General features: G+C 57.6%; 21 protein-coding genes. 18 read left to right on the top strand and 3 right to left on the bottom strand.

Annotated elements, in window-relative coordinates; translation table 11 throughout:
• Positions 1 to 149: 149 nt before the first annotated feature.
• The 14 genes from ACSSVV_RS03660 (at position 150) to ACSSVV_RS03595 (ending at position 18473) form a co-directional block, all read left to right on the top strand.
• The gene (locus tag ACSSVV_RS03660; RefSeq protein WP_454105582.1) at positions 150 to 1409 is read left to right on the top strand and encodes an MFS transporter; all 1260 of its coding nucleotides are present in this window, start codon (positions 150 to 152) and stop codon (positions 1407 to 1409) included.
• 130 nt (positions 1410 to 1539) lie between these two features.
• Positions 1540 to 5283, top strand: coding sequence for a nitrate reductase subunit alpha (locus ACSSVV_RS03655; protein ID WP_031211914.1), 3744 nt, complete (start codon positions 1540 to 1542; stop codon positions 5281 to 5283).
• A complete protein-coding gene (narH, locus tag ACSSVV_RS03650) occupies positions 5280 to 6857 on the top strand; it encodes a nitrate reductase subunit beta (RefSeq protein WP_121207441.1) in 1578 nt (525 codons plus the stop codon). The genes ACSSVV_RS03655 and narH overlap by 4 nt, the downstream gene beginning before the upstream one ends.
• A gap of 10 nt (positions 6858 to 6867) precedes the next feature.
• Positions 6868 to 7608 (top strand): nitrate reductase molybdenum cofactor assembly chaperone, encoded by a 741-nt coding sequence (narJ, locus tag ACSSVV_RS03645; protein ID WP_222179374.1) that lies wholly within the window; start codon positions 6868 to 6870, stop codon positions 7606 to 7608.
• 19 nt (positions 7609 to 7627) lie between these two features.
• A complete protein-coding gene (gene narI / locus ACSSVV_RS03640; protein ID WP_022990857.1) occupies positions 7628 to 8308 on the top strand; it encodes a respiratory nitrate reductase subunit gamma in 681 nt (226 codons plus the stop codon).
• A gap of 60 nt (positions 8309 to 8368) precedes the next feature.
• Positions 8369 to 9175: a peptidylprolyl isomerase gene (locus ACSSVV_RS03635; protein ID WP_454105581.1), complete on the top strand. Its 807-nt coding sequence runs from the start codon at positions 8369 to 8371 to the stop codon at positions 9173 to 9175.
• Positions 9176 to 9327: 152 nt separating this feature from the next.
• Positions 9328 to 10077: a Crp/Fnr family transcriptional regulator gene (locus tag ACSSVV_RS03630; protein ID WP_014422450.1), complete on the top strand. Its 750-nt coding sequence runs from the start codon at positions 9328 to 9330 to the stop codon at positions 10075 to 10077.
• A gap of 57 nt (positions 10078 to 10134) precedes the next feature.
• The gene (locus tag ACSSVV_RS03625; protein ID WP_011786522.1) at positions 10135 to 10536 is read left to right on the top strand and encodes a hypothetical protein; all 402 of its coding nucleotides are present in this window, start codon (positions 10135 to 10137) and stop codon (positions 10534 to 10536) included.
• A 141-nt stretch (positions 10537 to 10677) separates the two neighbouring features.
• Positions 10678 to 12786 carry a transcriptional regulator NosR gene (gene nosR, locus ACSSVV_RS03620; RefSeq protein ID WP_022990858.1) on the top strand — a complete coding sequence of 703 codons (2109 nt, stop codon included), beginning with the start codon at positions 10678 to 10680 and terminating at the stop codon, positions 12784 to 12786.
• An 82-nt stretch (positions 12787 to 12868) separates the two neighbouring features.
• Positions 12869 to 14764 (top strand): TAT-dependent nitrous-oxide reductase, encoded by a 1896-nt coding sequence (nosZ, locus tag ACSSVV_RS03615; protein ID WP_113880303.1) that lies wholly within the window; start codon positions 12869 to 12871, stop codon positions 14762 to 14764.
• 71 nt (positions 14765 to 14835) lie between these two features.
• Positions 14836 to 16104: a nitrous oxide reductase family maturation protein NosD gene (locus ACSSVV_RS03610; RefSeq protein ID WP_454105580.1), complete on the top strand. Its 1269-nt coding sequence runs from the start codon at positions 14836 to 14838 to the stop codon at positions 16102 to 16104.
• A complete protein-coding gene (locus ACSSVV_RS03605; protein ID WP_023012238.1) occupies positions 16101 to 17033 on the top strand; it encodes an ABC transporter ATP-binding protein in 933 nt (310 codons plus the stop codon). Before ACSSVV_RS03610 ends, ACSSVV_RS03605 begins: the two co-directional genes overlap by 4 nt.
• Entirely contained in the window at positions 17030 to 17860 is an 831-nt protein-coding gene (locus tag ACSSVV_RS03600; RefSeq protein WP_023012237.1) for an ABC transporter permease, read from the top strand. Before ACSSVV_RS03605 ends, ACSSVV_RS03600 begins: the two co-directional genes overlap by 4 nt.
• A 22-nt stretch (positions 17861 to 17882) precedes the next feature.
• Positions 17883 to 18473: a nitrous oxide reductase accessory protein NosL gene (locus ACSSVV_RS03595; RefSeq protein ID WP_023012236.1), complete on the top strand. Its 591-nt coding sequence runs from the start codon at positions 17883 to 17885 to the stop codon at positions 18471 to 18473.
• Positions 18474 to 18750: 277 nt separating this feature from the next.
• Here the strand turns inward: ACSSVV_RS03595 and moaA are convergent, their stop codons facing one another.
• On the bottom strand, positions 18751 to 19743 hold the full coding sequence (gene moaA / locus ACSSVV_RS03590) for a GTP 3',8-cyclase MoaA (RefSeq protein WP_023012235.1): 993 nt from the start codon (positions 19741 to 19743) through the stop codon (positions 18751 to 18753).
• A 218-nt stretch (positions 19744 to 19961) separates the two neighbouring features.
• Here moaA and ACSSVV_RS03585 point away from each other — a divergent pair, with 218 nt between their 5' ends.
• Genes ACSSVV_RS03585 through ACSSVV_RS03575 form a run of 3 tightly spaced genes read left to right on the top strand, consistent with a single transcriptional unit; the run spans position 19962 to position 21067 of the window.
• On the top strand, positions 19962 to 20186 hold the full coding sequence (locus ACSSVV_RS03585) for a hypothetical protein (RefSeq protein WP_023008570.1): 225 nt from the start codon (positions 19962 to 19964) through the stop codon (positions 20184 to 20186).
• A gap of 23 nt (positions 20187 to 20209) precedes the next feature.
• The gene (locus ACSSVV_RS03580; protein WP_235853728.1) at positions 20210 to 20602 is read left to right on the top strand and encodes a YbaN family protein; all 393 of its coding nucleotides are present in this window, start codon (positions 20210 to 20212) and stop codon (positions 20600 to 20602) included.
• Positions 20603 to 20629: 27 nt separating this feature from the next.
• Complete coding sequence (locus ACSSVV_RS03575) at positions 20630 to 21067, top strand: RrF2 family transcriptional regulator (RefSeq protein WP_011786513.1); 438 nt, start codon at positions 20630 to 20632, stop codon at positions 21065 to 21067.
• Between the two features lie 69 nt (positions 21068 to 21136).
• On the opposite strand, the gene ACSSVV_RS03570 is transcribed toward ACSSVV_RS03575, so the two are convergent.
• Positions 21137 to 22210 (bottom strand): fatty acid desaturase family protein, encoded by a 1074-nt coding sequence (locus tag ACSSVV_RS03570; RefSeq protein ID WP_113880305.1) that lies wholly within the window; start codon positions 22208 to 22210, stop codon positions 21137 to 21139.
• Positions 22211 to 22255: 45 nt separating this feature from the next.
• Positions 22256 to 23362 carry a ferredoxin reductase gene (locus tag ACSSVV_RS03565; protein WP_222448806.1) on the bottom strand — a complete coding sequence of 369 codons (1107 nt, stop codon included), beginning with the start codon at positions 23360 to 23362 and terminating at the stop codon, positions 22256 to 22258.
• Between the two features lie 195 nt (positions 23363 to 23557).
• On the opposite strand from ACSSVV_RS03565, the gene ACSSVV_RS03560 reads away from it, so the two are divergent.
• Positions 23558 to 24181 carry a TetR family transcriptional regulator gene (locus tag ACSSVV_RS03560; protein WP_014422436.1) on the top strand — a complete coding sequence of 208 codons (624 nt, stop codon included), beginning with the start codon at positions 23558 to 23560 and terminating at the stop codon, positions 24179 to 24181.
• The last annotated feature ends 6 nt before the right edge of the window (positions 24182 to 24187 follow it).

The raw sequence follows: 24187 nt of genomic DNA, 5'->3' as shown, positions 1-24187 counted from the left end.
GACAGGCAGCAAAATTATCGTGGAAAACGCGCCGCCGTGATACCTCCTTGAGGATAGTCAATTACCCCAATGGTTTATAACCCATCATAGCCTTTGACCCGTGTTCAGGCAAAAGTCGAGACTAAAGAATGGGATTGAGGGGGCGTGGAATGCAATCGGAACGGGATGAAGACAGGCTGGCGTCTCTGGCAGTGGTGTTACCACTGGCGCTGACTGGTTTTGTCGTGGCGGCCGGTTGCTGGACGCTGTTCGCGGTCGCTGGGGTTCATCTCCGAGCCGACCTGGGCCTGAGCAGTTTACAGTTTGGAGTTTTGCTGGCCATGCCCATGGCGGTCAGCGCCATACTTGCCATTCCTGCCGGGCTTGCGGCGCAGCGATATGGTGCCCGTGAAGTCATGCTGTTGTGTCTGTGCGGTCTTGCAGTGTGCATGGGGATACTGCTGCTGACAAACACCTACGCTGGCTACCTTATTGCCGCTGCCGGACTGGGGCTGGCAGGCGGTTTCTACGGCGCCGGCCTGCAGTTTGTGATCAGCCATTGCCAGACCCGGCGGCTGGGCCTGGTACTTGGAGTATTTGGCTCCGGGGTAACCGGAGCGGGTTTCAATTATTATCTGGTACCGCTGTTTCATGAGGCATTCTCCTGGCAAGGCGTGCCCCTGGCGTATCTTATTACTCTGCTTCTGGTGATCGCGCTATTGATCATGCTGACTGATGCGACGGGTGAGGAGGACGAAAGTCGTGAACGATCGGTCAGAGAAATTCTCGGGGTGATCCGGCAGGGTCGGAACCTCCCTTTATGTCTGTATTTTGGTGTGGTCGCCGGCAGTTTTTTTGCACTGGCGTTGTGGCTTCCGGATTTCCTTTCAGGCCAGTTTGGGCTCACGCTGGATTCCGGGGCGCGCCTGGCGCAATGGTTTGTGATTCCCGGAGCAGTGGCTCAGGTGGCGGGCGGTGGCCTGTCTGATCATTTCGGTTCGGCCCGGGTTGCGACGCGCGCACTGGCGGGCTGTCTGGTTGCACTCGTGGTGTTGTCCTATCCACCAATGACTTTGTTCATTACCGGGGTGGAGGAGGAACTGATCGTGGAGTTTGCACTGCCAGTCTCTCTTGAGAGCGGCCTGGTGGTGGTTCTGGGAGTTGCCATGGGCACCGCCATGGGGTCGCTTCAGCGCATGGTGATACTGGCCAATCGACAGGAAGCGTCTCTGTTTGCCGGGGTTCTGCTGGTCAGTGCCTGTGCCATTGCATTTGTGTTGCCGGTTGCGTTTGGCGGCTTGAATCAGTGGCTGGGGGTGCGCACCGCAGTATTCATGATCCTCTTCCTGTTACTGAGTGGCAGCTTGCTGCTTTTCTCCCGGCACGCCCGCAGAGAGGAGCGAAAGATGCTTCTCCACCCCGGGATATAGATCACCTACCCACAGGGTGGTACACCCGGGTTATGTGGTAGTAACCACGCAGATTTCAGGGTTTTGATGCCACACAATGGTCTCCATTCGGAACAACGATCCGGCAAACGGGTTGATGGAGAGAGAGACCATGAGTCATTTGATCGACAAGTTGAATTACTTCAGGAAGAACCGCGAATCGTTCTCCAACGGTCACGGTGAAACCCACGAAGTGAACCGCGACTGGGAGAACAGCTACCGCCAGCGCTGGCAGCATGACAAGATCGTGCGCTCCACCCATGGCGTGAACTGCACCGGCTCCTGCAGCTGGAAAATCTACGTGAAGAACGGGCTGGTTACCTGGGAAACCCAGCAAACCGATTATCCCCGCACCCGCCCGGATCTGCCCAACCACGAGCCCCGTGGTTGCCCTCGTGGCGCCAGCTACTCCTGGTACATGTACAGTGCCAATCGCCTGAAATACCCGCTGATGCGCAAGAGCCTGATGAAGCTCTGGCGTGCTGCCCGTATCCAGTTCAATGACCCGGTGGAAGCCTGGGCCTCTATTGTTGAAGATCCCGCCAAGACCGCCGAGTACAAGCCTCGCCGTGGTATGGGCGGTTTTGTCCGTTCCAGCTGGGACGAAGTCAACGAGATGATTGCCGCCTCTAACGTCTACACTGCCAAGAAGTTCGGCCCGGACCGTATCATCGGTTTCTCTCCGATTCCTGCAATGTCCATGGTCTCCTACGCCGCGGGCAGCCGTTACCTGTCCATGATCGGTGGCGTCTGCATGAGCTTCTACGACTGGTATTGCGACCTGCCGCCCGCCTCTCCGCAAACCTGGGGTGAGCAGACCGACGTGCCGGAATCCGCCGACTGGTACAACTCCGGCTACATCATCGCCTGGGGCTCCAACGTACCCCAGACCCGTACCCCGGATGCCCACTTCTTCACCGAAGTACGCTACAAGGGCACCAAGACCGTTGCCATTACCCCGGACTATGCGGAAGTTTCCAAGCTGTCTGACGAGTGGCTGAACCCGAAGCAGGGTACAGACGCCGCTCTGGGCATGGCCATGGGCCATGTGATCCTCAAAGAGTTCCATGTTGACAAGCCCAGCGAGTACTTCACTGACTACGTTCGTCGCTACACCGACATGCCCTACCTGGTCATGCTGGAACAGAAAGACGACGGCAGCTACGTACCGGGCCGCTTCCTGCGTGCCAGTGACCTGGTGGATGGCCTCGGTGAAGAGAACAACCCGGAATGGAAAACCATCGCCATTGACGAAAGCACTGGCGAACTGACTGCGCCGAACGGCTCCATCGGCTACCGCTGGGGCGAGAAAGGCAAGTGGAACCTGAAGCAGACCGCCAAAGGCGCCGATGTAAACCTTCAGCTGTCGATGGTTGAAAAGCACGACGAAGTCGTCGATGTCGCCTTCCCGTATTTCGGTGGTATCGAACACGACCATTACAACCACGTGGAATTCAAGGACATCCTCAAGCACAAGCTGGGTACCCGCAAGGTTCAACTGGCCGATGGCTCCGAAGGTCGCGTGGTGACTGTGTACGATCTGATGGTTGCCAACTACGGCATCAGCCGCGGCCTGGGTGACGACGATGGCGCCACTTCCTATGACGAAGTGAAGCCGTACACGCCTGCCTGGCAGGAGCAGATCACCGGCGTACCGGCCGAGAAAGTGATCCGCATCGCCCGTGAGTTCGCGGACAACGCTGACAAGACCAAGGGCCGCTCCATGGTCATCGTCGGTGCAGGTATGAACCACTGGTACCACATGGACATGAACTACCGCGGCCTGATCAACATGCTGATCATGTGTGGCTGTATCGGCCAGAGCGGCGGTGGCTGGGCCCACTATGTGGGTCAGGAGAAGTTGCGCCCGCAGACCGGCTGGCAGCCGCTGGCCTTTGGTCTCGACTGGCAGCGCCCGCCACGCCACATGAACTCCACCTCCTTCTTCTATGCTCACTCCGGTCAGTGGCGCTACGAGAAACTGGGCGTGGATGAAATCCTGTCGCCGCTGGCAGACAAGTCCAAATTCGGGGGCAGTCTGATCGACTACAACGTACGCGCCGAGCGCATGGGCTGGCTGCCGTCTGCGCCGCAGCTGAACCGAAACCCGCTGACCATTGCCGCGGAAGCCGAGAAGGCCGGTATGGAGGTGGCGGACTACGTGGCCAAGTCCATGAAGGACGGATCTCTGGCCTTCGCCAGTGAAGATCCGGAAGCGCCGGAAAACTGCCCGCGTAACCTGTTCATCTGGCGCTCCAACCTGCTGGGCTCCTCAGGTAAAGGTCACGAGTACATGCTCAAGTACCTGCTGGGTACCAAGAACGGATTGCAGGGCAAGGATCTGGGTGTCGAGGGTGGCGCCAAACCGGAAGAAGTGAAATGGCGCGACCAGGCGCCGGAAGGCAAGCTCGACCTGCTGGTGACCCTGGACTTCCGTATGTCCACCACCTGTCTGTATTCCGACATCGTTCTGCCGACCGCAACCTGGTATGAAAAGAACGACCTGAACACCTCCGACATGCACCCGTTCATCCACCCGCTGACCGCTGCCACCGATCCGGCCTGGGAAGCGCGCAGTGACTGGGAAATCTACAAGGGCATTGCCAAGTCCTTCTCCAAGGCTGCCGAGGGGCATCTGGGTGTCGAGAAAGACGTGGTTACCCTGCCGCTGCTGCACGACGCGCCGGCGGAGCTGGGCCAGCCGTTCGATGTGAAAGACTGGAAAAAAGGCGAGTGCGACCTGATTCCGGGCAAGACCGCGCCCAACTTCATTACGGTGGAGCGGGATTACCCGAACACCTACGCCCGCTTTACTTCCCTTGGTCCGCTGATGGACAAGCTGGGTAACGGTGGTAAGGGCATCAACTGGAACACCGAGAAGGAAGTGAACTTCCTGAAGGACCTGAACTACACCCACCTTGAGGGTGCCAACGCAGGACGCCCGAAGATTGAGAGTGCCATTGATGCCGCCGAGGTCATCCTGACCCTGGCGCCGGAAACCAACGGCCAGGTGGCGGTAAAAGCCTGGGCGGCGCTGTCCGAGTTCACCGGCCTGGATCACACCCATCTGGCCACCAACAAGGAAGAGGAAAAAATCCGCTTCCGGGACATTGTGGCGCAACCGCGCAAGATCATCTCCAGCCCGACCTGGTCTGGCCTGGAAGACGAGCACGTGTCCTACAACGCTGGTTACACCAACGTCCACGAACTGATCCCCTGGCGCACCCTGACCGGTCGTCAGCAGTTCTACCAGGACCATGAGTGGATGCGCGCCTTCGGCGAGAGCCTGCTGGTGTACCGTCCGCCCATCAACACCAAAGCCGTAGGCAGCATGATCAACCAGCGCAGCAACGGTAACCCCGAAAAAGCGCTGAACTGGATCACCCCGCACCAGAAGTGGGGCATCCACAGCACCTACAGCGACAACCTGTTGATGCTGACCCTGTCCCGTGGCGGCCCGATTGTCTGGTTGAGTGAGGACGACGCCAAAGAGATCGGCGTGGAAGACAACGACTGGATCGAACTGTTTAACGCCAACGGTGCCATTGCCGCCCGTGCGGTGGTGAGTCAGCGAGTGATGCCCGGCATGGTGATGATGTACCACGCCCAGGAGCGGATTGTGAACATACCCGGCTCCGAGATCACCGGTACCCGTGGCGGTATCCACAACTCGGTTACCCGGGTGTGTCCGAAGCCGACCCACATGATTGGTGGCTACGCCCAGTACTCCTACGGCTTCAACTACTACGGCACCGTAGGTTCCAATCGGGACGAGTTCGTGGTGGTCCGCAAGATGAAGAACGTGGACTGGCTCGACGGTGAAGGCAATGACTATGCTCAGGAGGCTGTAAAATGAAAATCCGTTCCCAAGTCGGCATGGTACTGAACCTGGACAAGTGCATTGGTTGCCACACCTGTTCCGTCACCTGCAAAAACGTATGGACAAGCCGTGAAGGCATGGAATACGCCTGGTTCAACAACGTTGAAACCAAGCCTGGTATTGGCTACCCGAAAGAGTGGGAGAACCAGGACAAGTGGAAGGGCGGCTGGATGCGTGACAGCTCCGGCAAGATCCGCCCCCGTATTGGCGGTAAATTCCGGGTGCTGGCGAACATTTTCGCCAACCCGGACCTGCCGGAAATCGACGACTACTACGAGCCGTTCGACTTCGATTATCAGCACCTGCACACCGCCGGTGATACCAAACACCAGCCGGTCGCACGGCCACGCTCGCTGATCTCCGGCGAGCGCATGAAGAAAATCGAATGGGGCCCGAACTGGGAAGAAATCCTGGGCACCGAGTTTGCCAAGCGCCGCAAGGACAAGAACTTTGACCAGGTGCAGGCAGACATCTACGGCCAGTTCGAAAACACCTTCATGATGTACCTGCCGCGCCTGTGCGAGCACTGCCTGAACCCGGCGTGCGTGGCCAGCTGCCCGAGCGGTGCCATCTACAAGCGCGAAGAGGACGGCATCGTCCTGATCGACCAGGACAAGTGCCGCGGCTGGCGGATGTGTGTCTCTGGCTGCCCGTACAAGAAGATCTATTTCAACTGGAAAACCGGAAAGTCCGAGAAGTGCATCTTCTGCTATCCGCGTATTGAAGCCGGCATGCCCACCGTGTGCTCCGAGACCTGCGTGGGCCGGATCCGCTACCTGGGCGTGTTGCTGTATGACGCAGACCGCATCGAAGAAGTAGCCAGCACCCCGGGCGAGCACGAGCTGTACGAGAAACAGCTGGAAATCTTCCTGGACCCGTTCGACCCGAAAGTGATCGAACAGGCGAAGAAAGACGGCATCCCGATGAACGTCATCGAAGCCGCCCAGCAGAGCCCGGTCTACAAAATGGCGGTGGACTGGAAACTGGCCCTGCCGCTGCACCCGGAATACCGCACCCTGCCGATGGTCTGGTACGTGCCGCCCCTGAGCCCGATCCAGTCTGCGGCGGAAGCCGGCAAGGTCGAGTTCGACGGCGTGCTGCCAAAGATCGAGAGCCTGCGGATTCCGGTCAAGTACCTGGCCAACCTGCTGACTGCCGGTGATGAAAAGCCCATCGTACTGGCCCTCAAGCGGATCATGGCCATGCGTCTGTACAAGCGCGCCGAAACCGTGGAAGGCAAGGAAGACCTGCGTGCCCTGGAAGAGTGTGGCCTGACCAAGGCCCAGGCGGACGAAATGTACCGCTACCTCGCTATCGCCAACTACGAGGATCGCTTTGTGATTCCCACCAGCCATCGCGAGCTGGCCAAGGAAGCCTTCCCGGATGCGACCGCATACGGCGAGCGTGGCGGTTGTGGCTTCAGCTTCGGCGACGGCTGCAACGGTGGCGACAGCGACTTCAGCCTGTTCGGTGGCAAGAAGCAGACCACCAGCATGGTCAGCAAGCTGGCGACCGTGAAACAGGTTGACCCGAAGCAGCTGCAGGACTGAGGAGGCCACAATGCAACTTTTGAAAGTACTGGCGCGGGTACTGGAGTACCCCACCGAAGAACTGCAGCAATCCAAAGACGCCCTGGTCGCCGCTGTCCTGGAGGACAGCCGGCTGCCGCGGCAGAACAAAGAACAGCTGCTGACCTGTATCGACCGCCTGTGCGACGGCGACCTGATGGACCTTCAGGAAGCCTACGTAGGCACGTTCGACCGGGGCCGGGCGACCTCCCTGCTGCTGTTCGAACATGTGCACGGCGAATCCCGCGACCGCGGCCAGGCCATGGTAGACCTGATGGAGCAATATCGGGCCAACGGCCTGGAGATTGATGCCAAAGAGCTGCCGGATTACCTGCCGCTGTTCCTGGAATATCTCTCCACCCGCCCCTGGGAGGAGATCCGCAACTGGCTGGAAGATATCCACCACATACTGGGCCTGCTCGGAGAGCGGCTGTACCAGCGTGAGAGCTTCTACCACGTAGCGATGGATTCCCTGCTGGTACTGTCCGGACGCAAGGCTGACAGGCAGGAGCTGGCGCAGCTCGTTGCCTCGGAAGAACGCGACGACACCCCCGAAGCACTGGACAAGGTCTGGGAAGAGGAAATGGTGAAATTTGTGGATGACCAGGGCAGCTCCTGTGGCACCGGTGGCGTGGTTGGACAGCGCCGCCGCGAACTGGAACAGACCCAGACCATTCACCTGAGTGATCAGCTGATGACGGACGCAACGCCCCGTCCGGCAGGGCGCGCCTGAGGCGCAGGAGGAAAAGACAATGTCCTATATCAACACACTCTTGTTCGGAATCTATCCCTACATCGCCCTGCTGGTACTGTTTGTCGGTACCTGGGCGCGTTATGACCATGGCCAGTTCACCTGGAAAGCCCATTCCAGCCAGATGCTGCGCAAGAAAAACATGGTGATGGCCAGCGTGCTGTTCCACGTCGGCGTACTGGTGATCTTCTTCGGCCACCTGGTGGGCCTGCTTACTCCGCACTGGGCCTACGAGTGGATCATCACCCCGGGCCAGAAACAGGTGATGGCGATCTTGGTGGGCGGTATCGCAGGTATCATGGCCATCATCGGTGGCGGCATGCTCGCCTGGCGTCGTATGACCGACCCGCGGGTTCAGGCCAGCAGCACCTTCGCTGACAACATGATCATCATCATTCTGGTGGTTCAGCTGGTCCTCGGTATGCTCACCATCCTGCCCACCATGGGCCACCTCGACGGCAGCACCATGCTCAAGTTCTCCGCCTGGGCCCAGGGCGTGTTCACCCTGGAAGGATCCGGCATCGCCGCCTACATCGCCGACGTGCACTGGATCTACAAGACCCACATCTTCCTGGGCCTGACCATCTTCGTACTCTTCCCGTTCACCCGGCTGGTGCACATGCTCAGCGTGCCGGTGGAGTATTTCGGACGGAAGTATCAGGTGGTTCGCAAGCGCGCATAACGATGAGTTTGCCACGGAACCTCTCGGCTCCGTGGCAAAGTATCTTTCTGGAGAAGCAACATGCAAATGATCCCCGTCGGTGAAGCCGGCAAACCCAGAAACCAGTTCCCGCCGGTCTACGTGGGTGACACGCTGATCCACGAAGATGACATCGCCCGGGAAATGCAGCATCACCCCGCCGAGGAACTGGCTGAAGCCTGGCACGAAGCAGCCAGAAGCCTTGTCATCCGTGAACTGTTACTGCAACAGGCCAGCCGCCTGAACCTGGATAACATCGAAGACGAAGAAGACCGCATCGCCCGGGTGCTGGAACTCGAGCTCAATGTGCCAGACCCCAGCGAACAGGATTGCGAACGCTTCTACGCCGCCAACCCAGGCCGCTTCTGCAGCCCCACCATCATGGCCGTCAGCCACATACTGCTGGCTGCCGCTCCGGATGATATTGAAGAGCGCATGCGCCAGGAAGAAGCCGGCCGACAACTCCTGTCCGCGCTTCTGGACGGCCGCTCCCAGTTCAACGAACTGGCCAAACAATATTCCGCCTGCGAATCCCGCCACCAGGGCGGCAGCCTCGGCCAGATCAGCAAAGGCCAGACCGTCGAAGAATTCGAGCGCCCGGTCCTGAGCCTGAACGAAGGCCTGCACCCGGAACTGATCGAAAGCCGCTATGGCTGGCACATCGTTCGAGTAGACCAGCGAATCAACGGCGAACTGCTACCTTATCAACATGTAAAACCACAAATTCGCCAGTACCTGAGCGAAAGCGTGACTCGCCGGGCATTCCGGCAATACCTCCAGGTATTGGCTGCGGAAACCGGTGTGGAGGGCGTGGATCTGGAGCTGCCGGATTCGCCATTGATGCAATGACTGCATGGTTAGCAAAGCGAATAATTGAGCTAAGTCAATTACCCAGGAATAACACCAAGGATACCCCCATCGGGGGAGCGATTTTTCATCAGTATCCTTCTAGTATTTAAAATAAGATTTTGAATGCATGAATATGCAGAGAGGGTACAACCATGGCCATGACACAAACTGCTGAACAGCGATATACCAAGCCGGTGCTTGTCGCCATCAACAAACCACTTGATGAAGAAGACAGCCTGGAAGCGCTTCGCAGCCATGCCCTGTTCTGCAATCTGCGCCCGAAAGACCTCGATAGTCTGATCCAGCAATCACGCCGGCTCAGACTCGGTCACCACCAGCTGCTGTACCGTCAGGATATGCCGGCTCATCACTTCTTCTTTGTGATTTCTGGTCGCCTGCGTCTGTATCGCCTCGATTCCTCCGGCGTAGACCGAACCCTGGACAGTATTGCACCCGGAGACTGTTTTGCTGAAGTCATGATTTATGCCAATCCGCCCAGGTATGCATGCTACGCAGAGGCCCTGAAGTCCAGCGAAGTGCTCATGATCCCGGTTAAAGCTTATCGGGAATTGCTGGATCGGAATCCCGAGTATGCCCAGGCGGCCCTGAGCCACTACGCCATGCGTGCGGTGTCCAGATTCCACGATCTTGAGATCATGACCGTCCAGAATGCCCGGGATCGTTTGATTCGTTACCTCATTGATTTGCTGCCGAACGGCGCGGAGGAAGGTGGCGAAGTCGAGTTGCCGTTGCCCAAATGCCTGGTGGCTTCACGCCTGGCCATGCAGCCCGAGACTTTCTCCAGAATACTGGCAGATCTCAAGTCTAATGGTTTGATCAGAGTGAATCGCAGCAAGCTCTTTATTTCCGACCCTCAGCGGCTGATCGCTATCAGCCAATAGCCTCTCCGGGCCTCCGGGCCCGGCTTTTTTGACCGCCTTGAACATCAGGGGATAGTGATGATCAGCAGTTACCAGGATCTTGTTCAGGCCAGCCGGAAAGAACCGGAGCCCCAGCGGTTTCTGTTCGTTTTTTGCAAAGCCGAATTACCAGACGACGCCAGTGCCGCAGAACGGGCTGCTTTTGAACGCGGCGAGGGTGGCGCACTGACGCCGGTTATCTGTGTCGACAAAACCCCCGATGAGGTTCCTTATTTCGATGTGTTAGCGGAGGAATCCCGCGCGACAGGCCAGGACTGGGACATGGTCTTTGTCGCGGCCATGTCGGGCCGTGGCGGCCATGCTCCTTCCAGTGATGAGGCCCAGCAACCCCTGACCATGATGGTGGAAAGCATCCGCATGGGGCATCTGGGCAATTACCTTCCCCTCAACAAAGCCGGCCACGCCATTAGCCTTGACTGAACTCAAGGCGCCTCTGTTTGGCCGAGGACTATCCTCAAAGAGGTATTTGATTTTCCTCAAAATTGAACGACCCTTGATGTAATCCATGGGGTATTGGGAGTTGTAGTGAGAAACGTCCTCCGTTGTGCGCTATCCATCTTGATGATACTTGCTGCTTCGCTGAGCTGGGCCCAGCCGTTATCGGAATACAGCCCTCCGGCCGGACGCCAGCTTATCGAAAAAGCCTTCCCGGAAGCGACAGAACTCCAGCCGATGGAGGGCAACCGTGCCATCCAGCAGGTGTATTCCGGTGAGGAGCTTATAGGCTACGCCTACCAGTCCCTGGACTTTGTCCAGACCCCCGCCTATTCCGGCAAGCCCCTGAATGCCATGGTGGTGCTCGATACCGCCGGAGAAATTCGTGCCGCCAAAGTCATACATCACGATGAACCCATCCTGCTGGTGGGTATCCCCGAAAGCAAGATGCATGAGTTCACTGACCAGTACACCGGTCTGAAAGCCGACCAGCGGGTGACCGTTGGGGGCACGTCTACCGAACGCAAGGTGGCGGTGGATGGCTTGTCCGGCGCTACGGTCACCGTGATGGTTATTAACGAAGTCATCATGCGCACTGCCCACCGGGTGGGGGTCGAGATTGGGTTGATTGAAGGTGGCAAAAGCAACCGTCCGCCCATGGCCAATGTGAACTCGGAACAGTTTCAGGAGAAGTCCTGGCAGGAGTTGACCGGTGACGGTTCCATTCGCCGCCTGGTGTTGACCAAAGGGCAGGTCGACGACTCTTTTGTGGGGACCCCTGCCGAGGGCATCGAAACTGCAGACGCGGGCGAACGCGGTGACACCCTGATCGATCTCTACGCCGCCTATCTGGATGCGCCGACCATCGGCCGCAATCTGTTGGGTGAGAGCCAGTACCAGTGGCTGATGTCGGAACTGCAAGAGGGTGAACATGCCATTGCGGTTATGGCCAACGGCGAATACTCCTTCAAAGGCTCAGGCTATGTGCGGGGCGGCATTTTCGACCGGGTGCAGATCCGCCAGTTCGGCGACACCTTCAACTTCCGGGATCTGGATTTCCACCGGCTCAGTGACGTCTACGCCGAGGGCATGCCCGAGTTTTCGGAAATGGCGATCTTTATTGTGCGCCAGCAGTACAACTTCGACCCTGGCACCCCGTGGACGCTGGAACTGACGGTCAAGCGCCAGACTGGCCCGCTCGACAGCGAATTTCAGGTGTTTCCGCTGGAGTACCAGTTGCCGGACCAGTATTACACCCGTCCGGAGCCTGTATTGACCGAGGAAGAATGGCTCGAAACCCAGCCGCTGTGGATTCAGGTGTGGTACCAGAAGCAGTTCCAGATCACCGTGCTGGGTCTTGGTATAGCCGTACTGCTGTTCATCCTGTTCTTCCAGGACTGGCTGGTTCAGAAGCCGAAAATGATGCGCTGGATTCGCCATGGCTTCCTGGTTTACACCCTGTTCTTCATTGGCTGGTATGCCCTGGGTCAGCTTTCCATCGTCAATGTGCTGACGTTTGTGAACAGCCTGATCAGCGGCTTCAAATGGGAAACCTTCCTGATCGATCCGATCATGTTCGTACTCTGGGCCGTGGTGGCTGGCATCGTCCTGCTATGGGGTCGGGCGGTCTACTGTGGCTGGCTATGCCCGTTCGGCGCCCTGCAGGAGTTGATCAATGAAATCGCCCGCAAGCTCAAGGTACCGCAGTACACCGTGCCTTTTGCCTGGCACGAGCGCCTGTGGGCCATCAAGTACATCATCCTGCTGGTGCTGTTTGGTATTTCTCTGGAGTCCATGGCCACCGCCGAGCGCATGGCGGAAGTGGAGCCGTTCAAGACCGCCATTACCCTGCACTTTGATCGCACCTGGCCATTCGTGACCTACGCTGTGCTGTTGCTGGTGGTCAATATCTTCACCCGCAAGGTGTACTGCCGCTACCTGTGCCCGCTGGGTGCCGCCCTGGCATTGCCCACCAAACTGCGGGTGTTTGACTGGCTCAAGCGTCGCAAGGAATGCGGTAACCCCTGCCGTCTCTGCGACAAGGAATGTGAAGTCCAGGCGATCCATCCGGATGGACACATCAACTACATGGAATGTCACTACTGCCTGGATTGTCAGATGACCTATTTCGATGACCACAAGTGCCCGCCGCTGATCGTGAAGCGCCGTGGCAAGCGCCGTGGTCACAACGCACCCGGCCACCCTGAGGAAATTCCGGTGGTGCAGGTGAACTGAGTAGTCCCGAGGAGCCAGCCATAAGGCCCCGGAAAGCCATGAGAAGCAATAACCGCCATAACCAATAACGGAGTTGGATGCTATGAAAAAAAGAGATGATCTGACCAAGGACACGCCGGAGGTTTCCGAAGGTGGTCTGAGCCGTCGTCGCTTTATGGGTGCGGCTGCGCTGGCCGGTGTCGCTGGTGCGACCGGTCTGGGCACCTCGGTCATGTCGCGGGAAGCCTGGGCAGCCGCCGCCGAAGAAGCCCGTAACAAGGTACACGTGGGCCCCGGTGAGCTGGACGAGTACTACGGCTTCTGGAGCGGTGGTCACCAGGGCGAGGTTCGTGTTCTGGGCGTACCGTCCATGCGTGAGCTGATGCGTATTCCTGTATTCAACATTGACTCCGCCACTGGCTGGGGCATCACCAACGAAAGTAAAGATGTGCTGGGCCATGATAACGAGTACCTGAACGGTGACTGCCACCACCCGCACATTTCCATGACCGACGGTCGTTACGATGGCAAGTACCTGTTCATCAACGACAAGGCCAACACCCGGGTTGCCCGTATCCGTCTGGACATCATGAAGACGGACAAGATCACCCACATTCCTAACGTTCAGGCTATCCACGGTCTGCGTTTGCAGAAAGTGCCAAAGACCAATTACGTGTTCTGTAACGCCGAGTTCGTAATTCCTCAGCCCAACGATGGCAGTGAGTTCAGCCTGGATCAGAGCTATACCATGTTTAACGCCATCGACGCGGAAACCATGGAAGTAGCCTGGCAGGTGATTGTTGATGGCAACCTGGATAACACCGATGCCGACTACACCGGCAAGTATGCTGCTTCTACCTGCTACAACTCAGAGCGCGCAGTAGACCTTGCGGGCACCATGCGTAACGACCGCGATTGGGTGGTGGTATTTAACGTAGAGCGTATCGCAGCGGCGGTGAAGGCTGGCAATTTCAAGACTATTGGTGACTCCAAGGTGCCGGTCGTAGATGGCCGTGGCAAATCCGAGTTCACCCGCTATATTCCGGTGCCGAAGAACCCGCACGGCCTGAACACGTCTCCGGATGGCAAATACTTCATTGCCAACGGCAAGCTGTCGCCAACCGCATCCGTGATTGCCATCGACAAGCTGGACGATCTGTTCGACGACAAGATCGAACTGCGCGATACCATCGTGGCCGAGCCGGAGCTGGGTCTTGGGCCCCTGCATACTACCTTCGATGGCCGTGGCAACGCTTACACCACGCTGTTTATCGACAGCCAGGTCTGTAAATGGAACATTGCCGATGCCATCAAACACTATAATGGCGAGAAGGTGAACTACATCCGCCAGAAGTTGGATGTGCATTACCAGCCGGGCCACAACCATGCGTCTCTGACTGAGTCCCGCGATGCCGACGGCAAATGGCTGGTGGTTCTTTCCAAGTTCTCGAAAGACCGCTTCCTGCCGGTTGGCCCTCTGCACCCGGAGAATGACCAGCTGATCGATATTTCCGGTGAGGAAATGAAACTGGTTCACGACGGCCCGACCTTCGCTGAGCCGCACGACTGTATCCTGGTGCGCCGTGATCAGATCAAGACCAAAAAGATCTATGATCGTGACGACCCTTACTTTGCCAGTGCCCGGGCCCAGGCGGCCGAAGACGGTGTCACCCTGGAATCCGACAACAAAATCATCCGTGACGGCAAGAAGGTGCGTGTTTACATGACCTCCGTCGCGCCGCAGTACGGCATGACCGAGTTCAAGGTGAAGGAAGGCGATGAAGTCACGGTTTATGTCACCAACCTGGATATGGTTGAGGATGTGACCCACGGTTTCTGTATGGTAAACCATGGCGTGAGCATGGAGATCAGTCCGCAGCAGACCGCTTCCGTGACCTTTACGGCAGGTAAACCAGGGGTTTACTGGTACTACTGCAACTGGTTCTGTCATGCCCTCCATATGGAGATGGGCGGGCGGATGCTCGTCGAAAAGGCCTGATAGAGAGTTGCCTGACTTGGGGTCCCGTTCTCGGGGCCCCTGGTTGCTTATCACTATCTCGAGATCTATTGATGTATCAACTATTGCGTTATGGAGTGGCCCTGTCAGTCGCTCTGTTTGCGCTCTTCGCCAACGCGGACCTGCAGCAAGAGCTGGATAACCTGGCCCCGGGTTCGTCGTTCGAACTTCCTCCGGAAACCTTGTCTTCACTGGCTATCAGGGTGCCCGGGGTATCTGTGTCCTGCGCCCCGGAAACGGTGATTGACGGTGCCGGGCAGGGCAATGCGGTTGAGATTCTGGCCGAGCGGATAACGTTTTCCGGTTGCCAGGTTCGCAATTGGGGCAAAGACCTGAACGAACTGGATGCGGGAATCTTCGTGGCCCGCGAGGCGCAGGGGGCGGTGGTGGAAAACAACCGTCTGCAGGGCCCGGCGTTCGGCGTGTGGCTGGATGCAACACCGGATGTGACCGTAAGGGAAAATCACATTCGCGGTGATACCAGCCTGCGGTCCCAGGATCGGGGCAACGGTATTCACCTGTTCAATACCACGGGTGCGCTGATTGAAGGCAACGATATCAGCCAGACCCGCGATGCCATTTACATAGAGACCGCGAACCGAAATACCATTCGCGGCAATGTGATGAGTGATCTCCGTTACGGTATTCATTACATGTATTCGATGCATAACCTGCTGGAAAACAACGTCACTCGGGGCACGCGTACCGGGTATGCGTTAATGCAGAGCAAGTACCTCAAGGTATTCAATAACCGCTCTGAGAATGACGAGAACTACGGCATTCTGATGAATTTCATCACCAACTCCGAGTTGCGCAATAACGTGGTTACCGGAGTGTCCCAGGGCCAGAGCGCCGGAGTGGTGATTTCCGGTGCCGAGGGTAAAGCGGTGTTTATCTACAACTCGCTGTACAACACCTTCGAAGGCAATTATTTCGGCCAGAGCAATATCGGTATTCATCTGACCGCAGGTTCCGAGGAAAACCAGGTGTTCAACAACGCCTTTGTGGAAAACCAGCGTCAGGTGAAGTATGTGGCTACCCGCACCCAGTCCTGGGCCGAGGATGGCAAGGGCAACTACTGGAGTGACTATCTGGGCTGGGACCGAAATCAGGACGGCCTGGGTGATGTGCCCTATGAGCCGAACGACAACGTCGATCGGCTGCTTTGGAAATATCCGGAGGCCAAGGTGCTGATGTTCAGCCCGGCGGTGGATACCCTGCGTTGGGTGCAGGATGCTTTCCCGGTAGTGAAGTCTGCCGGGGTGAGTGACCCCCACCCCTTGATGCGAATTCCCGACCACCTGCAATCGGAGATCCGATGAACTGTTTTCGACTGGAGAACGTCAGCCACCGTTACGACAAGGCCACGGTGCTGCACGGGGTAGATCTTCGGCTGGAGCCGGGGGAAATCCTGGGCCTGTTCGGCCACAACGGGGCGGGCAAAACCACCTCGATCAAGCTTATTCTGGGTCTGATGCAGCCCACCGAGGGCAAGGTTTCCGTGCTGGAAGGCGCGGCTGGCGATCCGCAGGTAACCCAGCACATCGGCTACCTGCCGGAGAACGTGATGTTCTACCCGCAGCTGACCGGCCGGGAAATTCTCAGCCACTTTGCCCGCCTCAAAGGCGCGCCGCTGAAGCAGGTGCCTGAACTGTTGGAGCAAGTTGGCCTGAGAGACGCCATGGACGCCCGCACCAAAACCTATTCCAAAGGCATGCGCCAGCGTCTTGGCCTGGCCCAGGCTCTGCTCGGCAAGCCCAAATTGCTGATGCTGGACGAACCCACCGTCGGCCTGGACCCGGTTGCAACGGCGGATCTGTACCGCCTGCTGCGCCAGCTTCGGGATGAGGGGGCCGGAATCGTGCTCTGTTCGCACGTACTGCCGGGGGTCGAACCTTACATCGATCGCGCTGCGATTCTGACCGAAGGCGCCCTGAAAGCGTCTGGAGACCTGCCATCGCTGCGGCGGCAGGCAAACATGCCGGTCACCCTGACCGTACAGCCCGCCACCAGCCTGTCGGCGCTGGAGAAAGCCATTGACCAGGCCGACCAGCGAGCCGGCTTGATGATGAAAAGTGAAAACGGACGGTTGCAGGTAGACGTGAGACCTCAGGAAAAAATGGAACTGATCAAGACCTTGATGGCCTCCGGCGAAGTGGCAGATCTGGGCATCCATCAGCCCAGCCTGGAAGACATCTACGTACACTTTATTGGCTCGGGTGGTCTGGCCCACCGGGGAGGAAGCCAATGAGCGCCATCTGGACCATCGCCCGCAAGGAACTAAGCGACAGCTTCCGAAACCGCTGGCTGGTTGCCATTTCCCTGGTGTTCGCCACTTTGGCCCTGGGCATTGCCTGGTTCGGCGCCGCCGCCTCCGGGCAGGTGGGCTACGCCTCCACACCTGCGACCATTGCCAGCCTGGCCAGCCTGGGCATCTTCCTGATTCCGCTCATAGCGTTGCTGTTGGCATACGACGCCATCGTGGGGGAAGAAGAGGGCGGCACCCTTTTGCTACTGATGACCTACCCCCTCAGTAAAAGCCAGTTACTGTTGGGCAAATTCCTCGGCCACGGCCTGACCCTGGCGCTGGCCACCATCATCGGCTTCGGTGTGGCTGGTATTGCCATTGCCGTGTTGGTGGAAGATGTTGCCATTGCCGCCCTGGCAGTGGCCATGGGGCGTTTTGTGGGCTCCACCGTTTTGCTGGGCTGGGGCTTTATCGCACTGGCCTACCTGGTGAGCGTACGGGTGAGCGAGAAACCGGTCGCTGCCGGTCTGGCCCTGGCCATCTGGTTCTTTTTTGTACTGATCTTCGACCTGATGCTGCTGGGCACCCTGGTGGCCAGCGAAGGCAAACTGAATCCCGAACTGCTGCCCTGGCTGCTAATGCTAAACCCCACTGACATCTACCGCCTGCTCAACATCGTCGCCTTCGGCGACAGCGGTCAACTCAGTGGCGTACTCAGCCTGGGTGCAGACCTGCCTATCGGCGCTGCGGGCCTTTGGCTAGGCCTGATCCTGTGGTGTGCCATACCCCTGGCCGGCGCACTGTTACTGTTCAAAAACCGACGAATCTGATCCCGACCGGAGACACACAAACATGGCAAACCCAGCAACCAAATGGCTCATCGCCGCCTTCGCCGCCACCCTTCTGGCGGGCTGCTCCGGCAGTGAACCCGAAATCGTTGAAAAACCCGACCCGGTGCACTTTGAATCCGGCGACGAGTGCCACGTCTGCGGCATGGTCATCACCAACTTCCCGGGCCCAAAAGGCCAGGCCTTCACCGAGCGAGAGCAGAACATCCGGAAATTCTGCTCCACCAAAGACATGTTCGCCTGGTTCCTGCAGCCGGAAAACGAAAACCGGGATCACACCCTCTACGTCCACAATATGGCCGAAACCCACTGGGACAGCCCGGATGACACCCACCTGATCGACGCCCGCGAGGCCTTCTACGTGGTCGGCTCAAATCTTAACGGCGCCATGGGCCCAACCCTGGCCTCGTTCGCCAACAAAACCGACGCCACAGACTTCGCGGCCGAGCATGGCGGCAACGTACTGGCGTTTGCCGAGGTCACGCTGGAGCATCTGAATAATGGTATGACGATGCACGATATGAGCGGGATGGATGATATGGCTGGTATGCATGAAGATCATGACGTAAACGGAGAGTCTGAAATGGCCCATTAAAACATGGGCTCCTTGGCGATTACTCCAGTGCTCTAAAGATCAGGTGCGGGTAGCCTTTCCAAAAATTTGCGGAGCCAAGGATGGCGGAGCAGAAGCGCCACAGGGGCTCAGCCGAGCGCTTATGAAGCGAAGCTTCATGCGAAAGCTGGGCGACCACAATCTGTGATTGTGGGCCGGACCCCGAAGGGGTGCCGTAAGGAGCGTTTTTTGGAAAGGCTACCCGCACCTGATCAAACGCCAGAGTCAGCAGGCTACGTTTATCAGTTTGCAGAAAAGGTCAGCCGCCAGTCATATTCATAAACCGAAGAATCTGCACATCCCCATTGCTGGAAAAATGATGCCGCTCCGGCTTCAGATCCATGGCCTTGATGATCGCCTCCTGCAGCTTGTCATCCGTCACCGGATGCCCCCGCAACACACGGCGAAGATCCACCGAATGCTCATTGCCCAGGCACAGCAGCAGACGCCCCTCCACCGTCACCCGAACCCGATTGCAGGTCGAACAGAAATTGTGGGAATGCGGCGAAATGAACCCGACACGAACCTCACTGTCCGGCATCCGGAAATAACGCGCGGGGCCACCGGAATCCTCCGTTGCCGGAATCAGCTCATGGTGCCTGCGGATAATGTCGCGCACCTCCTCACTGGTGCACAGTGCCAAACCGCGGTCATGCTCCGAAATCTGCCCCAGCGGCATCTCCTCAATAAAACTGATGTCTACCTGCTTTTGACGGGCAAACTCAATCAGCTCCGGAATCTCCTCGTCGTTGCGGCCTTTCATCACCACCGTGTTCAACTTGATACCACGGAAGCCTGCGTCCCGGGCGGCATCAATACCATCCAGAACCTGGCTGAGATTACCGGTGCGGGTAATGGCGCGGAATTTATCAGCGTCCAGGGAATCCAGACTGATATTGAGACGGTGCAAACCGGCCTTACGCAATGGTTCCGCCATGGTGGGCAACTGACTGCCGTTGGTGGTCATGGCGAAATCACGGAGGCCATAAGTGCCGACTTCGCGTACCAGCTCGAGGATATCGCGGCGCACCAGAGGCTCTCCGCCGGTCAGCCGGATCTTCTCCGTCCCCAGAGCAACAAAGTTCCGTGCCAGCCGGGCGATCTCTTCAAGCGTCAATACCTGTTGGCGCGGGAGAAAGGTCATGTCTTCCGCCATGCAATACACGCAGCGGAAGTCACAGCGGTCGGTCACCGACAGGCGAACATAGTTTACTGTGCGGCCAAAGCGGTCTGTCAGTCGGGTCTGGGGCATTGAAGCCAGGTCCTGTTGCAATATCACCATGAGTTTAGGGCAAGTATGGCAAAGCGCGCGGCGGATTCCGATACCCCTCGGGGAGTATCTCCCGCGACCTTGCAAAGCCATCGGTCTTCCTCTATAACATTTAAATAAAATATATGTTAAAAAGTGGAGCGACACCAATCGCAATGGTGTTGTCAGTTTAATACCCATCAAAAGCTTGGGAGACCGCTATGTGGTTCTACGAGAAATGGCTCGCTCGCGCTAATGCGGGTGTTCTGGTCAGTGTGCTCGGATTACTGTTAACCGTTGCTTTGGCATATCCTCTAGCGGCCAGATTGCCAATCGCGGTTCAGATACTCGCCCACATGGGAACGTTAATCTTCGCAGTCGGGGTGAAAATTGCGTATGTCGCCCGCTTGGCGTTCCTCAGTAAACTGGGAAGACCTGTGCACTGAATCACGGTAGAATAGATGCAGTTATGAACGGTCAAGAGGCCCACGCCATGGGCGCACAGCCAGGTAAAACCGGTTTCCGGATTCTTGCGTATATGAGTGTGGGGCTGGCAGCAGCGGGCGTGGTTTTGCCACTTTTGCCAACAACCCCTTTTGTTATTCTCGCGGCCTTTTTCGCCAGCAAGAGCTCCCCGGCCTTTGCCCGGTGGTTGGAAGAGCACCCGATATTCGGCCCAGCGATTGAAGAATGGCGCGCCCGGCGTGCCATTCCACGCAAAGCCAAGTTGCTGGCCTTTGCCATGATGGGGCTGAGTTGGAGCATGCTGGTCTGGCTTGGATCGCCGGTTCTGGTACTGGCTGTCTCGGGGCTGTTTTTACTGGGTGTTGCTGGCTATATGCTGAGCCGGCCATCCTACTGATGTTTTTCTGTCATTTTGGAGTCATGAATGCACATCACCCGTTATACCGATTACTCACTCAGAGTGCTGATCTATCTGGCTGCAGAGGGTGATCGTCTGGCGACCATTCAGGAAATTGCCGACAGCTACGACATCTCCAAGAATCATCTGATGAAAGTGGTTCACCAACTGAACAAGAAAGGCTACATCGAGACTATCCGTGGCAAGAAGGGCGGGATGAGGCTGCATATGGCGCCGCAGGATATCAATATCGGAATCCTGGTGCGCGAAACCGAGCAGGACCTCAGCATCGTGGAATGTTTTTCCTCCAAAAATGCCTGCAAGATCACTCCGGTATGCGGACTTAAATCCATGTTTGGTGAAGCCCTGAAAGCCTTCCTTGAGGTGCTTGATCGATACACGCTCGCCGACGTGATTCAGGACCATCACCGACCACAGCTGTTGCGACTGCTCCAGATTGCTTGATTGCTGAACTGACGCACTGCTGTATTTGCAGTGCGTCAGACCTCCCAGGCTTCAAACGAGTATCCAGAGTTATACGTTTACGGGGTTCGCGGACCTCCGTTCCGGCAGTGAATATCGCAGGACTCTCTGCAGCACAGTTTTATACTGGCTCATAAATGAGCCCGTGTTGTAGTGAATGCCGTGTTTGCGACAGATTTCCTGCACCCGCTCGGAAACCTCAGGATACCGGTGTGCTGGCAGATCTGGAAACACGTGATGCTCGATCTGGTAGCTCAGGTGTCCACTCAGAATGTGCAGCCAGCGGCCACCTGTGAAGTTGGAAGAGCCGGTAAGCTGGCGCAGATACCAATGGCCCTTGCTCTCACCTTCGCATTCCCGTTCTGTAAAGGTTTCTGCATCCTGAGTGAAGTGACCGCAGAAAATCACCGTTGAGGCCCAGAGGTTCCGGATCAGGTTAGCCCCGACGTTGCCGGCTAGCACGATCGGGGCCACTGGCAGAGTCAGCACTGGAAAGAAGACATAATCCTTGAATGCCTGGCGGCCGCCTTTACGAAAAAAGTCTTTCAGGAACGGCAGTTTCTCGCGCCAGGAAATCTCCCGGCGACGTAGCTTCTCGGTTTCCAGTTCATGCAAACCTACACCCCACTGAAAGAACACGCTCAGCAAGATGTAGTTGATGAACTGCAGCGTGTGCCAGGGTTTCCAAGGCTCTTCGTCGCTCAGGCGAAGCACCGCATAACCGTAGTCCCGGTCTTTGCCGATGATGTTGGTGTAGGTGTGGTGCTCGTAATTGTGAGTCCGGCGCCAGGACTCACTGGTGCACACCGTATCCCACTCGTAGGTCTGCGAGTTGAGGGTGGGATCGTTCATCCAGTCGTACTGGCCATGCATCACGTTATGGCCAATTTCCATATTCTCCAGAATCTTGGCCACGCCGAGGGTGGCCGTTGCCGCCACAAACACCGGCGGAATAAAGCCGAAGGGCATCATCACCCGGCCGCCGACTTCAAGGGCGCGGTGCAGGCGTACGATCTTGCGAATGTAGCGGGCATCCCGCTCGCCAAGATCGGCCAATACCTCATCGCGTACGGCATCCAGATCTTTCTGAAGTTCGTTGAGCTGTTGTTCGTCAAGTTTGATCATAAGGTCTCCTTGCGGCTGTATGAGGCCGCGCTCGAATTCTGTGTGTCAGGCTTCCAGAGTCACCGGGCCACGGGGTACGGAAATGCAGAGTTGAACGCTTTCCTCTCCGGGGCCGGAGGCTTTACCCGTCAGCCGATTGATCACGGTGCCGCTGGTTTTTCGGCAACTGCATTGGTGGCAGATGCCCATACGGCAGCCGTATTGAGGTTTGAGGCCCGCGGCTTCTGCGATCTCCAGCAGTGTGGCATCGCCGGAAGAGTCCACATTGAGGTCCGCGCGGGCAAAACTCACCTCGCCGCCGAGTGTTTCATCCCCCAGAGGGGAGGAAATCGGAGGGGCGAAAAACGTACAGTGAATCTGTTCTTCGCCGAGACCGCGCTGGTAAAGCAGGTCATTGGCGAGATCCATCAGCCCGCCCGGTCCGCACAGATAGACCTCGCGGGCCTTCAGACCGGGCACGGAATCCAGGTCGGCGTCGTTGAGGTAGCGCGGCTCGTCGGTTTCGTGGGTGCATATAATACGGACCGAGAGTGCCGAGTATCTTGCCGCCAGTGCTTCCAGTTTTTCACTGGCGATCACGTCCTCCTGAGTGCGAACAAAGTAGAGCAGTGTGACCGGTGCCCGGAAGGGCTCTGCCGCCATGGTCTCCAGCAGGCTTAGAATCGGCGTAATGCCGCTGCCCCCGGCAATAAACAGCACCGGTTTGGGCATGGCTGGCATCAGAAAGTCGCCAAAGGCTTCGGTCAGGCCCAGTACCGCACCTTCTTCCAACTGATCATGCAGCCAGTTGGTCACCAGCCCTCCGGGCAGGCGCTTGATGGTCAGTGTGACCACGCCGTCGTTCTGCCAGAGCAGGGGGGAGCTGGACAGACTGAAGGTGCGTTGGCGTCGCACACCATCAATATCTACACAGATGTTCACGTGCTGGCCGGCATGAAAGCCACTCCATCGGCTGGCAGGCCGGAGCACAAAAGTCTTGGTGTCGTGAGTCTCGACCAGAATGCGCTCTACCCGTGCAGGTGTGTACGCTTGTATCCACATGGGATTGATGGCCTCCGCCAGTGGATCAAAATAACTGGCAGGGTTGCTTCGATTCAGTAGCTGTCGGGCAAGCCAGTGCATGGCGCGGGTCTGGTTCATTTTTGCCAACATAGGTTTTCTCCAAGGTTTGTACCTGATCGTTGGTAACGATGTGTACACTTGTTCACTTATGTGTACGACTGTACACAGTGAGGGTTGCCGTAACAATCAGGGGGGCGCTTCGTTGGCTCGAAATGACAAGTTTTGCGGACTTTTCTGCCGTCAGATGTGTACACTTGTTACCGCAACTATCGTGATAGGAAGACTATGGCAGACAGACCGAAACGCAGGCCCGGCGAAACCCGAGAGAAGCTGATGAACGCAGCGCTGACTCTGGTGGGCAAGGGGCGACACTTTGCCAGCCTGGGTATTCGGGAAGTGACCCGGCAGGCCGGCGTGGTGCCAACGTCGTTCTACCGTCACTTTCGCAGCATGGACGACCTGGGTTTGCAGCTGGTGGACGAGCTCGGGCTGGTCCTCAGGCGGATGATGAGGGAGGCCAGGGCCAACGTGTTGCAGGCCGACAAGCTGATTGAGGAATCGGTGGGTATCTTTGTGGCCCATGCCCAGGCCAACCGCAGTTTTTTTCTGTTTATGGCGCAGGGGCTGGCAGGCGAGAGCCGGGCCGTTCAGGAAGGGATTCGCAGCGAGATGCGGTTTTTTGCCAGCGAACTGGCCAATGACTTACGCCGGCTCCGGCTCATGGAGCACCTGAGCGATGCCGATCTGGATATGACCTGTGATCTGGTGGTGCGCACCGTCGCCTTCAGTCTGACCGATCTGCTCAGCATTTCCGAAGACGACGATTATCAGATCGGCCAGGTGCGAAAACGCACCACCCGATTCCTGCAGATGATTTTTGTCGGGGCTGGTCACTGGCAAAGCGACTGACCCCGT

The organism is Marinobacter sp. MBR-105 (assembly GCF_053628895.1).
Note: the sequence above shows the minus strand (reverse complement) of the source record. Positions and strands in the feature narration are given on the sequence as shown.